This is a genomic window from Microcoleus sp. AT3-D2 (assembly GCF_036705715.1).
Taxonomy (GTDB): Bacteria; Cyanobacteriota; Cyanobacteriia; order Cyanobacteriales; family Microcoleaceae; genus Microcoleus.
This window is the reverse complement of record NZ_JAUBVE010000012.1, coordinates 37,844-50,988: the sequence shown is the minus strand read 5'-3', so window position 1 is coordinate 50,988 and position 13,145 is coordinate 37,844. Positions and strand designations below refer to the sequence as shown.

Genomic DNA, 13,145 nt, shown 5'->3' with positions numbered 1-13,145 from the left:
AGAAATAATGCTCGCGAAGATTCAAATAGAGTTTATTGTCTAAGGAAATAACAATGTTGTGTTTCTAGTATTTTACTCAAAAAAACCAGGACACAACATTGTTGTGTTTATACTGTATTGTCAGCAATTGAGGAATCGTATTTTACTCAAAAAAGCCAGGAGACAACCTTGTTGCACTTCCCTACTTCATCTCATAACCAAACAAATTCGGATCGACTTCTCCCAAATTCAAATCGGCCAAACCATACTCAGCCCAACGCCTTTCTACCATCGCCGCCACATCCGGATCGGACTCCAAAACTTCCCCCCATTCGTGATCGGTTTCCGGCGGCATCTTCGTAGTAGCATCAATCCCCATTCTGCCTCCCAAACCAATCTTTTCACTAGCAAAATCTAACGTATCAAAAGGCGTATTCGGCAGAATAAATACATCGCGAACTGGATCGACTTTAGAACTAATTGCCCAAACTACTTGACGGGGGTCGCGAATGTTGATACTTTTATCGACAACAATCACAAACTTAGTGTAAGTAAACTGCGGTAATGCACTCCAAAATGCTAAAGCAGCCCTGCGCGCTTGACCGGGATATGCTTTATCAATCGAGATAATTGCCGCTTTATAACTAAGCGCTTCCATCGGTAAGAAGAAATCGACAATTTCCGATACTTGCTGCCGCAAAATAGGCGTATAAATACGGTTAAGCGCGATCGCCATCATTGCTTCTTCTTTCGGCGGCCGCCCGCTAAATGTCGTCAGATAAATCGGGTCTTTGCGGTGCGTCATGCAGTGGAACCGCACCAACGGCGAATCTTCCACGCCGCCGTAATAACCCATGTGATCCCCGAAGGGCCCGTCGGGCAGAACTTCTCCCGGCGTAATCGTTCCTTCTAACACGATTTCCGAGTCCGCCGGTACTTCCAAATCTACGGTTTTGCACTTCGCTAAACTCACGCCGGAACCGCCATAAAGTCCGGCAAATAACCATTCGGATAAATCTACAGGAATTGGGGTTGCTGCGGCGAGAATGATTAAAGGATCGACTCCCAGGGCGATCGCAACTTCCAACTTTTTACCAGCCTGCGCCGCTTTCCGCAAGTGTCGCGCGCCACCACGGACAGATAACCAGTGGACAGTCATCGTGTTTTTTGACTGCAATTGCAAGCGATAAACGCCCACATTCGGCGTGCCGGTTTCGCAATCCTTGGTAATTACTAAACCGAGGGTGATAATTTTGCCCGCATCTCCCGGATAGGGGCGAATCATCGGGATTTTGTTCAAATCCACGCCTTCCCCTTCAAACACCACTTGCTGACAAGCTGGGAAGAAATCACGGCCTGGTTTGGCTTTCACTACGTCGAACAAGACTTTGCCGAATTCTATGGCTTGGGATATCTTTTTCGGCGGTTTTGGCTGTTGTAGCATTCCCAATTTTTTGCCGAGCTCTTCTAGTTCGATCGGCTTTTCCATGTTCATCGCCCAGCAAACGCGCTCTTCCGTACCCAACAGGTTAATGGCGACGGGGAATTCGGCCCCTTTGACGTTTTCAAACAGCAATCCAGGGCCGCCTTTTTGCAGCATTTGGTTGGAAATTTCGGCAATTTCGAGGTCGGAATCGACTAAGGCGCTAATCCGGCGCAGTTGTCCCCGTTCTTCGAGTAGTTTTAGGAATCCCCGCAAGTCTCTTGCCATTTTTTTTAAGAATTGTTAACGTTCTTTTGTTATTATGAGCCGATCGACTGCCACAAGTTACTCCTGAACCGCTCAAAAGATACGTATTTAACGAACCGCGAAGACGCGAAGGGCGCGTTCGGCGAAGCCGTTCCCGTTCCCCGCAGGGGTTCCCGAAGGGTAGGGTAGGAAGAGAAAGAAGAAGATAGATAATGTCTTGTTCGGTTCAGGAGTAGGCTGCATAATGGGTTACATAGAATGTCCTCGATGCGAATCTGACCAAGTTCGTAAAAACGGCCGTCCCAACGGTCGCCAGCGGTATCTTTGCAAAGCTTGCCGCAAACAATTTTTTGAGCCGCCCGGCCCCGACTCTTTAAATCGCAAATGCACCGAAACACGGTTAAGCGAAGCTATCCCGAAGGAAATCGCCCCTGCAACCACCACAGAGTCCGGCGGGATTGCGATTTTGCTGTTGGATGCCGAAAATCTCAAACTTAAGGTTAATACAGAACAATTTTTAGCCGGTTTGTGCGACTATCCCCTGCAAGTTAAAATTGCTTTTGCTAACTGGAAAAACCCGAGTATCGGCAAGTTGGATGCTGAACTTTACGATCGCGGTTACGAACTGATTCACGTTCCGGGCGGTGCTAATAGTGCTGATGGTAAAATGATTGCTTTTGGCGCTGCTATTTTATACCGATATCGGGATGTAAAACAAGTTTTTGTCTGTTCTTCGGATGGTTTGTTAAATCATCTTTGCAATCAGTTGCAAAATCAGGGATTGACTGTCTTTCGGGTGCGCCGGCAAAATTCTGTTTTGTCTGTAGAAAACTGTCAGAATGGTGAGAGCAAGCACTATTCTTGCGAAAGGGAAGAGGAAATCCCTAGTTTTGAAGAATTGGCTAATCAAGTTGCAGATTTGTTGAAGGCTGAACGCAAATCTATTGATGAGCGGAGCGCTCGTTTTTCTACTGTGGCTGAGCTTTTTCAAGAGCGCCACACTATTGTTTTCCCTTCTACAACTTCCCCTGCTGCTGCACTGTCGGAGTCAGCGCAAAACGAAGTTACCCCGGTGCTTGAAGCATCTTTGGCTACCGTTGCTGTTAATCAAAATGTTGCGGAGCAAAATTTGCCCCAAATACAAATAATACCTGGTCTCAATTCAAATGCTATTGAGTCGCTGGATGTTTTTAAAACTATACTTGTAGAAATCATTGAAGCTGCAAAAATTGAGTTAAAAGAGGATGCTATTCCTGTGGTCAAACTCAAGAAAGATTTTTTGGCGAAGTATCAATCTCATGCTGATTCGGTTGTCAAAATTTTTCTGGGTAAAAATTTCAGTGTAATCAAATATTTGCAGTCGGAGTGGGGTGTTTTTCAAGTAAAATTAATCGGTCAGGAACATCAAGTGGCGATCGCCAAAAAATCCTCCAATTAAAAAACTCATTCCTCTGCTGCCCTGGAAGCATCTCTAGTCAAAATTCTCACAGGATTAACTGCTCAGTCTCCCGGTAGTTATATTCCGGTTAGCCAGGTTGCCAGCGAATTTAATAAGTTATACAATCAACCAATTACTAAAAAACTGCAATCGCTGAATTTGGGCAACAAGGTGATTAAATTTTTGCAATCATGCAAAACATTTAAAATTAAGAAAAACGGTAAAATTTATGAAGTGGCGATCGCACAGTCAGCTCCCTGACTTATTTAAGAAATCATGTTTCTGAGTCTTCGGTCGGAAAATTTAATCTATTTTTAACCAAAATTTAAGACAAGCTTATTCTGTTATTATTTAATCTATTTTTAACCAAAATTTAAAACGATCTTATTCTTTTAGATCCCTTTCTTTGGAAGTTTCAGTCTATCCTATGGAGGAGATTTGCAAAGCCGGCTATTAAGGGAGAGGAGGAGTATGAATTTTTTCATAGGACGTTGGCGACGTAGTTTTATAGTGACACTAGCAGCAGCAGCATTTTCGCTGACTTTGATTAGTTCCGCTGTAGCTGCTGTAACACTAAATGGTTCGGGAGCAACTTTCCCTAAACCTCTTTACGATCGCTACTTCTCTCAGATGAGAAGTGCAAATCAAATTACTGTAAACTACGAAGGAACCGGCAGCGGTGCTGGCATCAAAGCATTAATTACAGGCACTGTTGATTTCGCAGGCAGCGATGCGCTGATGACTGCTGCACAAATAGCCGAAGTAAAGCGCGGCGTCATGGCGATTCCGACTGCTGGCGGCGCTGTTGCAGTTGTTTACAACTTGCCCGGAGTGAACAATCTGAGGCTAAATAACGATGCCATGAAAGGCATCTTTGAAGGTAAAATTACTCGCTGGAATGATCCTAAAATAGCCGGAATTTCTGGACAAGCTAAAGGCTTGCCAAATACTGCGATTCGAGTAGCTGTACGGGCAGACAGCAGCGGTACTAGCTTTATTTTTGCTAATCACTTGCAGGCGACTGGCAGTAGCATCAAAGCTGCGGCGCAACCGAAGTGGCCAGACACCGCTGTCAGGGGTCCAGGAAACCCCGGCGTAGCTGCTTTGGTGAAAAATACAGCGGGTGCGATCGGCTACGTTCAAGATACTTTTGCTCGGCAAAACAATCTCCAAACAGCATTTATTCAAAATAAAGCTGGCCGGTTTGTAGATCCTAGCTTGGCCGAAGCAGAGAAAGCTTTAGCAGGGGAAACATTCCCAGCAGATTTCCGCTTAGTAGAAGGCAATCCCAACGACGGTTATCCGATTGTTGGTTTGACTTGGCTGTTAATCTACAAACAGTATCCTGCTGCGAAAGCAGAGGCTATTAAAAAGATGGTTAATTGGGTGATGACTACAGGTCAAGGTATCAACAAACAGCTAGAGTATACTACAATTCCTTCAGCTACAGCTCAAAAGGTGGTTCAAACAGTTAATCAGACTGTGGTTGCCAGAGGTTAATTCTGGCGATCGCACGGGGTTATGAGTTAAGCTGAGGCCCATCTAAATTTTACATTCCTCTCGCTCGTATTTAAATCCTCGATCCCCCCTAACCCCCCTTAAAAAGGGGGGAACAAGAGCATTGAAAGTTCCGCTTGTTAAGGGGATTTAGGGGGATTTATGGGGATTTAGGAGGCTCTCAAAGTCCCCCTTATTAAGGGGGATTTAGGGGGATCGAGGCTTCGATACAAACGAGATAGATAGAAGGTTTCCGTCGTAAATTGATACCAATCGTGAGCACTGTGCACCCTACCAGCCCATTAGAATTACTCGTCTTTCAAGCAAATATTTCACTTGGTACGCACTAATTTCGGTATGACGAATATTTCAAAAAAACCGAACAAATTGACTAGAAAATCGGTAGGAATAAACACAGAAGTAGATTTGACCGATACTGCTGGTGAAGGTCTATGGATGGAGTCAGGATTTACACTATTTGTATGGGGTTTTGCCCTAGTGACAGCGGGTACGCTCTTTTGGATGAGTGCGGTAATTTTTAAAGATGCTTGGCCTGCTATTAGCCAATTTGGACTCTCATTCTTGTGGAATCGCAAGTGGGATATCGGCGAGTTGCAGTTTGGGGCTTTGCCGTTTATTTACGGTACTGTAATTAGTTCTGCGATCGGCATAATCATCGCACTTCCTTTAGGGCTGTCAGTAGCTATAGTTACTAGCGAAAACTTCTTACCCGTTTGGGTACGATCGCCCTTGGGATTCATGGTTGAACTAATCTCGGCTATTCCCAGCGTGATAGTTGGGCTGTGGGGAATCTTTGTTTTGATTCCCTTTTTGTTGCCCTTGCAGCAGTCATTGTTTGATAATTTCAGTTGGTTTCCCCTGTTCAGCAGCGAACCTTTAGGCCCCGGAATGCTCCCGGCTGGAATACTGTTATCAATTATGATTTTGCCCACAGTAGCCGCCATCAGCCGCGATGTATTGATGTCAGTTCCAGTAGATTTACGCAGTGCTTCCATGTCCCTCGGTGCCACCCGCTGGGAAACAATATTCAAGCTGTTATTACCAGCAGCTAGTTCGGGGATTATCGGCGCCACCATATTAGCCTTGGGACGCGCTTTAGGCGAAACAATGGCAGTCACAATGGTAATTGGCAACTCGATTCAAATTAACCCATCCCTGCTAGCTCCCAGCTACTCAATTCCTGCTGTTTTGGCAAGTCAATTTCGGGAAGCTCTCGAACCGCTGCACATCGGCTCTTTGATGTATTTAGCCCTAATTCTATTTGTCATCACTCTGTTGGTAAATGCGATCGCAGTATTGTTAGTTCAGCTAATTGGGGCCAAGAAAGCTAAAACTTAACATCATCTAAAGCAATTTGGTTCCAAGTCGCGCCACCGGATTTACCCGCTGGTTCAATCTAAAATCTCAAATCTAAAATCGCATGACTCAAGCACAAAATTCAAACAGTATTCTGGATACAGAAATCAACAACCCCCTGTCGCTAAGCCGAACTTTTTTCAGCCGGGGAATGACAGTTATCGCTTTCGCTCTCACAGCTCTGGCCCTGCTCCCTTTGTTTGCTATTTTATACAAAATATTGGGGGAAGGACTGACACATTTGAGCTGGGAAGTGCTAGTGTCTCTACCAGCACCCGTCGGAGTTGAAGACCAGCCCAACGGCTTTGCAAATGCCATTATCGGCACTGCTTTAATGGTAGGAATTGCTACATTAATTAGCGTGCCCATAGGCGTAATGACGGGAATATTTTTGTCGGAGTTTGGTAGAGAAAACAAAGCGCTTACCAATAGTATTCGCTTTATCACCGTCATTCTCAGCAGCGTTCCCTCGATCGTAGTTGGCGTCTTTTCCTACGCCCTAATTGTCGTTACTACCAAAGCATTTTCAGCATTAGCAGGTGGTTTTGCCCTCGGCATCATCATGCTTCCAGTTGTTGCTCTGACAACAGAACAAGCATTAAAATTAGTGCCTACTTCTTACCGTCTCGCTTCTGCTGCTTTGGGAGGTGGACGCTTTCAAACTATGTTTCGCACGATCGTACCCTCAGCACTTCCAACTATTACCACAGGTATTTTACTCGCTGCTTCCCGGGCCGCCGGCGAAACCGCGCCGCTGATTGTAACGGCGTTGTCGAGTCAATTTTGGCCTCCTTTAGTTGATAAATTGGGCGAGATAACGCAGTCCCCCATAGGTGCAGAAACTATCTCAAAACTCAAAGAAATTCCCGAAACACTGCTGACTCCGACTCCTTCTATGTCGGTATTAATATATAGCTACGCCAGCTCTCCTTACAAGGAGCAGAACGAATTGGCGTGGACTGCTGCCTCTGTCCTTTTGGGCATGGTTTTAATTGCTAGCGTCGCATCCCGTACAGTAACTCGGAAACGCTTGCAAAACCGATAAATCAATAACTAAAGTGCATCTCTCAGTCAAATATTAACAATATAACCAGGCAAATAATGAAACCTAAAGCTAACTTGAAATCCGAAGACTATACACACCAATTCCTAGACGAGGCTACCCCGGAAATTGACCCCAATGCAATGCCAGCACTGCGGGTTCAGGACTTGAGTTTTTATTACGGAACTCACAAAGTCTTAGAAAATTTATCGATGAATATCCCTCACCCGCAAATTACGGCTATTATTGGGCCTTCAGGTTGCGGCAAATCTACCTTTCTCAAAGCTCTCAACCGGATTGGTGAATTGGAGGGAAAGGTTCAAATTAAAGGAAGAGTAGAGTTTTTTGGACAGGATATTTACAGTCAGAAAGTAAACATTAATAGTTTGCGCCGCCAAATTGGGATGGTGTTTCAAAGACCAAATCCTTTTCCGCTGAGCATCTACGATAATATTGCTTACGGGGTGAGGATTTTTGGTCGCAAAAGCAAAGCAGAATTAGATGAAATTGTGGAATCTGCACTTAAAAGTGCGGCGCTTTGGAATGAAGTCAAAGACGATTTGAAGAAATCGGCTCAGGGGATTTCGGGGGGACAGCAGCAGCGACTTTGTATTGCTCGCGCTTTGGCTGTGCAGCCAAAAATTTTGCTGATGGATGAACCTTGTTCTGCTTTAGATCCGATTTCTACGATGAAGATTGAGGAGTTATTTCAGACTCTGCGGCAGCAGTTAACTGTTGTGATTGTGACGCACAATATGCAGCAGGCTGCTCGCGTTTCTGATTACACGGCATTTTTTAATACTGATGAAAGTCGCATCGGCCGCCTGGTTGAATTTGGCCCGACAAGTAAGATTTTTACTTCTGCCGGCAATTCGAGTACGAGGGATTACATTCAAGGCCGTTTCGGTTAATACTTACATCTTGAAACTCTTTCAGAACAGGCAAGATGCCTGTTCCACAACAGACAAATATTTTTGTGGAGCTGGCATCTTGCCTGCTATAGTTATGTCTTCAGAACAGGCAAGATGCCTGTTCCACAACAGACAAATATTTTTGTGCAGGCATCTTGCCTGCTATATTTATGTCTTCAACACTGCTAAAGCGAGAATTGGGTATTTTCGGCGCTACTCTGATGGGGCTGGGCTCGATTGTGGGCACTGGGGTATTTGTGAGTATCGGCATTGCTGCGGAAGTTGCTGGGCCGGGAGTGATTTTGGCTGTAGGTATTGCAGCTTTTGTTGCTGTTTGCAATGGCCTTAACAGCGCTCAATTAGCGGCAAATCATCCTGTTAGCGGCGGTACTTATGAATATGGCTACAAATATCTCAATCCTTGGCTGGGTTTCACTGCCGGCTGGATGTTTTTGTTGGCGAAAACGGCTTCTGCTGCTACTGCTGCTTTGGGTTTTGCGGGGTATTTTTTAAATGCAGTTGGTGTAGCCGATCGCACTTACCTGATCCTAACAGCTTTAGTCGCCCTCGCCGCCATCACTTTAATTGTATTGACGGGAATTAGGCGATCGAATATTGCCAATACTGCCATAGTCTCCGTTACACTCCTATCCTTAGCGGTGTTTGTTGCTGTCGGTTTGCCAGAGGTAAGGTGGGAAATGGCCACCGTACAGAATGATAGCTCGATCGGCTCCATCTTCCAGGCCACCGCCCTGATGTTTGTCGCTTATAGCGGTTACGCCCGCATCACCACAATGAGCGAGGAAGTGCGGGAACCGAGGAAAACCATTCCCAAAGCCATAATTTTCACTTTGGTGCTGACAATGCTGCTTTACGTGGGGGTAGCAGTTGTTGTCACGGGCGCGGGGGGAACCGATAAACTGTCTTCACAAATAGGGGGCACGACTGCACCCTTGGAAGTCATCGCCCGCAGTTTCCGAATTCCGGGAGTTTCTCAACTGCTAGCCGTCGGCGCAATTACCGCTATGTTGGGAGTCTTGCTGAACTTAATTTTAGGGCTGTCGCGCATCTGGCTGGCGATGGGGCGACGCTTGGATATGCCGAGAGTGTTGGCGCGGCTGAATCCAGAGGGGACAACTCCTTATGTGGCTGTTGTGGTTGTGGAAGTTACGATCGCACTTTTAATCCTCGTCGGCGATGTCAAAACCACTTGGTCATTTAGCGCTTTTAGCGTTTTGATATATTACGCTATCACCAACCTCGCCGCGCTGCAACTTTCCCCCGCCGAAAGGCTTTATCCGCAGTGGTTGGCTTGGGTGGGTTTGGGGAATTGTCTGTTTCTGGCTTTCTGGGTGGAGAGGCAAATTTGGCTGACAGGATTGGCATTAATTGCCGTCGGTTTAATTTGGCGGGCGATCGTCCGACTCCCGGCGAGAAACTAGAAGTGTGATAAATTGAAACAGCATCCCGCATTGTAGAGGGTCATGCCCGATCGAACTCCCTTGCTGGCGACTCAAGAATCTCTCGCATTCAGCGCCATCAGTCGCTATATAGCTCAAACCCTAATTACCATTCAGGAAAAGCATCCCGAATGGATAGCTGAAAAATACAGGAAAACCCCCTGGGCAAAACCTGATTTTCAGTCAGTTTTGATTGGAAAATTGACAAAAAGTTTCACAGTAGCCAGCGATACAGATTCCCTGCTGCTGACTGCGAAAAAATACCTACAAATTCTGCTGGTTCCAGAATTCGTTAATTCACCTCAATTCAGCAAATTATTTGCCAAAATTCAGCAGGTAGCCCAATCTCAAACAGCACCAGCTAAATCACAAAACTCAGTTTCGTTAGAACCTCCAACTCCAACAGCCAATCAACCAGCCCCGCTTCCTCTCGGCATTGCTATCTTGCTGCTAGATGTCGAAAACTTGCAACTCAACATCGAAACCGAAAAATTCCTAGAGGGAATTTGCCACTATCCCATCCAAATCAAAGTTGCCTTTGCCAACTGGCGCAGCATGGGCAAAAAAGATGCCGAATTTCACCAGCGCGGCTATCAACTAATTCACGTCCCCCCCGGCAAAGACAGCGCCGACTTAAAAATGGCTACAGTCGGCGCATCGATTTTCGTACATTATCCCACAGCCAAAGAGATTTTTGTCTGTTCGTCCGATCGCGCCCTCACCCACCTCAGCAATACACTGCAAGCCCACGGATTAACCGTATTTCAAGTCCGCAAACAAATAGATAAAATCATAGTTTTAAACAGCAAAACTGGACAAGTTGAAACCCATTCCCTTGTAACTATACCGGAAATTACACCCCTAGAACAATTAGTTATTCAGCTAAAAGAATTAATCAAAAAAGAGCAAAAACGCACCTCAACTCAGTGGATAAAACTTTCTACTGTTTCAGCTTTATTTAGGGAGAATTACGGTTTAGTCCTCAATCAAGTTGTTGCCCATCATTTGTTGGGCACTAAAACCCGCGATATCTTTCTTAAATATCCCACCGATTTTGTCCTCCACAAACCCTCAGAAACTTCTCAAACTTATGTCACTCTTTTTGAAGTCAAACTGTCGCCCCCACCGCCAATACTTAGCCAAGAAAATCTGAATAACCATCAGGCAGCACCTGCCAGCTTGACAGATATTAATTCTCTGGAAGACTTGGAAAGAGCTCTTGTCAAAATCGTTGGCGACTTAACAGGCAACTCTCCTGAAAATTCTGTATTTCTCTCCAATGTAGGCAGCGAATTTCACCGACAATACGGCAAACAAATTACCCAAATAATTAAAGATTTTAATCTCGGTAGGAAATTTACTAAATTTTTGCAATCCTGCGCTTCTCTCCAGCTAAAAAAAGCCGAAAAAGGCTGGCAAGTTTCCCTCAATTAATTAAAAATTAAAATATATATAGCCTTTCTCAAAAAGGTGAGGTACGAATTTTGACCTGGAAAGCTTGACAATACAGGGTTTTTGTATACCTCATTTATCTGAGAACCGCTATAAGCATCGCCATTACTAGCAACTTGAGTTATCATCCAATCTGGACGTAAAGAAATGTAAAGGGATATGCACGACAAAGTTGTGGTTGTGGTGGGTGCGACTGGCGGCATCGGTTCAGCAGTGGCCCGCCAACTCGCTGATGCGGGTGCGAGGCTAGTGCTCGCCGCCAGAGACACCAGTAAATTAGACGCTTTAGCTAGCGAACTTTCAGCAACAGAGGTACTGTGCGTACCCACAGATATCACCAATTTGCCGCAAGTCGAGACGCTGATGCACAAAGCTGTGGAACATTTCGGACAAATTGATGCCCTCGTAAACGCCGCCGGTGCCGGAATTCTCAAGCAGTGGAACAAGTTAGAACCCGCTGATTTAGATGCAATGCTTGACTTGAACTTAAAAGGCAGTTTTTACACGTCTCAAGCAGCGGCGAATGTGATGAAAGAGCGCAAATCCGGCCACATTTGCAACGTCATCGGGATTTTGGGCAAGCATTCGATGGCGATGGGAACGGCTTATTGCGCTTCAAAGTTTGGGGTAGTTGGTTTCAGCAAGTGCATGGCAGATGAGCTGCGACGCTACGGCATTAAGTTTACGCTATTCTATTTTGGCGGCGTGGATTCTCCGTTTTGGGATAATGTGAGTTTGAAGGTAGACAGGTCAAAAATGCTGAGTACCGAAACTGCTGCAAATGCGATTATGTTTGCTCTTTCGGCTGACCCGCAAGCTGTGCCGATGGAGATTAATATTCAGCCGGAAAGTCATTTGTTCTTTTAGCGATTGAGGAGTGATTTGAAGGCATTCGGGATTCGGCAGCGGAAGCCCAAAGCCCGAAAAATTATGACATCTTTAAGTTTGAGAACTGGCCCGCAACCTAATTATGTAGGGTGCGCCTCGGCAAACCTTACCGCTTGATGAAGACCTCGCGGCCAAATCCAAGTTATCGCAGACACGGGGTTTCTTTTAAGTGCCGACTTATTTCTACCTTCAGAGGGAGCTAGGATATTCAATCTTTAGGTTATTATTAAGTGGGCGCGCAATAAAAAGTATGAAAAATATCCCTTACTCAGTCTCTCCCTTGCAGTTTCGCCTTGAAAATCAGCAGATTTTCCATTTTTCAGTTTCCATTTTCAATTATTGATTATGGAGTTCGATCGCATTCAATTTTACGTTGAAAACGCTAAAGTATCCCGCGACTGGTTTGTCGGCAAGTTAGGATTTCAATCAATAGCAGGTTATGCCAATAGCCATACTCACACTGAAGCTGTCAGCAGCGGCAATGTTTGTTTTATTTTATCTTCGCCCCTGACACCCGCTAGTCCCGCTGCTAGTTGGTTGAAGTTTCATCCTCCAGGGATTGCCGATGTAGGCTTTCGGGTAAAAAATATCGAATTAGCGATAGCTAGAGCGGCTGCACAAGGCGCTAAAATCCTGGAACCGATTCAAGAAGACCTAAACGCAGCAGGCTATTTTAAGCGGGCCAAAATCGCGGGCTGGGGAGATTTAACCCATACTCTCGTGGAGCGCATTGGCAGCCATTCACTGCTATCGGCTTCGGATAAGCTGCCGTTGTTTACTCGGATTGACCACGTAGTGTTAAATGTGGAATCGGGCGATTTGTCAAGTGCTGTGAGTTGGTATCAAAAAATATTAGGTTTTCAACCGCAGCAAAATTTTGACATTCAGACTGAGAAATCGGCTTTGCGGAGCCAAGTTATGGTGCACGCTGAAGGTGGGGTGCAATTCCCGATTAATGAACCGGCATCAGCTAATTCTCAAATTCAAGAGTTTTTGAGCGCAAATCGGGGGCCGGGAATTCAGCACATGGCTTTGCAAACTAATAATATTGTGGGGGTTGTTGCCGATTTGCGATCGTGCGGTTTGCCTTTTCTGCCGGTTCCTCCAACATACTACTCCGAATTGCAGCAGCGGCAAAACTATTTGCCCGCAGATTGGCCAGCAATTGCAGCTTGTCAAGTTTTGGCAGATTGGCAAGAAGATACTCCCGCAGCGATGCTGCTGCAAATCTTTACCCAGCCAATTTTTGCCGAACCGACTTTCTTTTTCGAGATTATTGAGCGCCGAGTTAGTTTAGTTAACGGCAAACAGGTGCAAGCTGGAGGTTTTGGGGCGGGGAATTTTCGAGCTTTGTTTGAGGCAATTGAACGCGAACAAATGAAGAGAGGAAGTTTGATAGATGATTGACAAA

Annotated in this window: 10 protein-coding genes and 1 pseudogene; 10 read left to right on the top strand and 1 reads right to left on the bottom strand. The window is 45.5% G+C overall.

Going from position 1 to position 13,145, the window contains the following annotated elements:
* Positions 1 to 181: 181 nt before the first annotated feature.
* Positions 182 to 1,690 carry a UbiD family decarboxylase gene (locus QUB44_RS07760; protein WP_333365069.1) on the bottom strand — a complete coding sequence of 503 codons (1,509 nt, stop codon included), beginning with the start codon at positions 1,688 to 1,690 and terminating at the stop codon, positions 182 to 184.
* 235 nt (positions 1,691 to 1,925) lie between these two features.
* Here QUB44_RS07760 and QUB44_RS31100 point away from each other — a divergent pair.
* From QUB44_RS31100 to hppD, 10 genes and pseudogenes are all read left to right on the top strand, one after another.
* Positions 1,926 to 2,024: pseudogene (locus QUB44_RS31100) on the top strand (IS1/IS1595 family N-terminal zinc-binding domain-containing protein); the annotation flags it as partial.
* 111 nt (positions 2,025 to 2,135) lie between these two features.
* Entirely contained in the window at positions 2,136 to 3,107 is a 972-nt protein-coding gene (locus QUB44_RS31095; protein WP_445299877.1) for an NYN domain-containing protein, read from the top strand.
* 471 nt (positions 3,108 to 3,578) lie between these two features.
* Positions 3,579 to 4,607 (top strand): phosphate ABC transporter substrate-binding protein PstS, encoded by a 1,029-nt coding sequence (gene pstS, locus QUB44_RS07750; protein ID WP_333365066.1) that lies wholly within the window; start codon positions 3,579 to 3,581, stop codon positions 4,605 to 4,607.
* Positions 4,608 to 4,961: 354 nt separating this feature from the next.
* Positions 4,962 to 5,963: a phosphate ABC transporter permease subunit PstC gene (gene pstC, locus QUB44_RS07745; protein WP_333365062.1), complete on the top strand. Its 1,002-nt coding sequence runs from the start codon at positions 4,962 to 4,964 to the stop codon at positions 5,961 to 5,963.
* Positions 5,964 to 6,045: 82 nt separating this feature from the next.
* Positions 6,046 to 7,026, top strand: coding sequence for a phosphate ABC transporter permease PstA (gene pstA / locus QUB44_RS07740; RefSeq protein WP_333365059.1), 981 nt, complete (start codon positions 6,046 to 6,048; stop codon positions 7,024 to 7,026).
* 56 nt (positions 7,027 to 7,082) lie between these two features.
* A complete protein-coding gene (gene pstB, locus QUB44_RS07735) occupies positions 7,083 to 7,934 on the top strand; it encodes a phosphate ABC transporter ATP-binding protein PstB (RefSeq protein WP_333365056.1) in 852 nt (283 codons plus the stop codon).
* Positions 7,935 to 8,104: 170 nt separating this feature from the next.
* Entirely contained in the window at positions 8,105 to 9,376 is a 1,272-nt protein-coding gene (locus QUB44_RS07730; RefSeq protein ID WP_333365053.1) for an APC family permease, read from the top strand.
* A gap of 42 nt (positions 9,377 to 9,418) precedes the next feature.
* Positions 9,419 to 10,828, top strand: coding sequence for an NYN domain-containing protein (locus tag QUB44_RS07725; protein WP_333365050.1), 1,410 nt, complete (start codon positions 9,419 to 9,421; stop codon positions 10,826 to 10,828).
* 177 nt (positions 10,829 to 11,005) lie between these two features.
* The gene (locus QUB44_RS07720; RefSeq protein WP_333365047.1) at positions 11,006 to 11,713 is read left to right on the top strand and encodes an SDR family oxidoreductase; all 708 of its coding nucleotides are present in this window, start codon (positions 11,006 to 11,008) and stop codon (positions 11,711 to 11,713) included.
* A 366-nt stretch (positions 11,714 to 12,079) separates the two neighbouring features.
* Entirely contained in the window at positions 12,080 to 13,141 is a 1,062-nt protein-coding gene (gene hppD / locus QUB44_RS07715) for a 4-hydroxyphenylpyruvate dioxygenase (RefSeq protein WP_333365044.1), read from the top strand.
* Positions 13,142 to 13,145 lie beyond the last annotated feature (4 nt).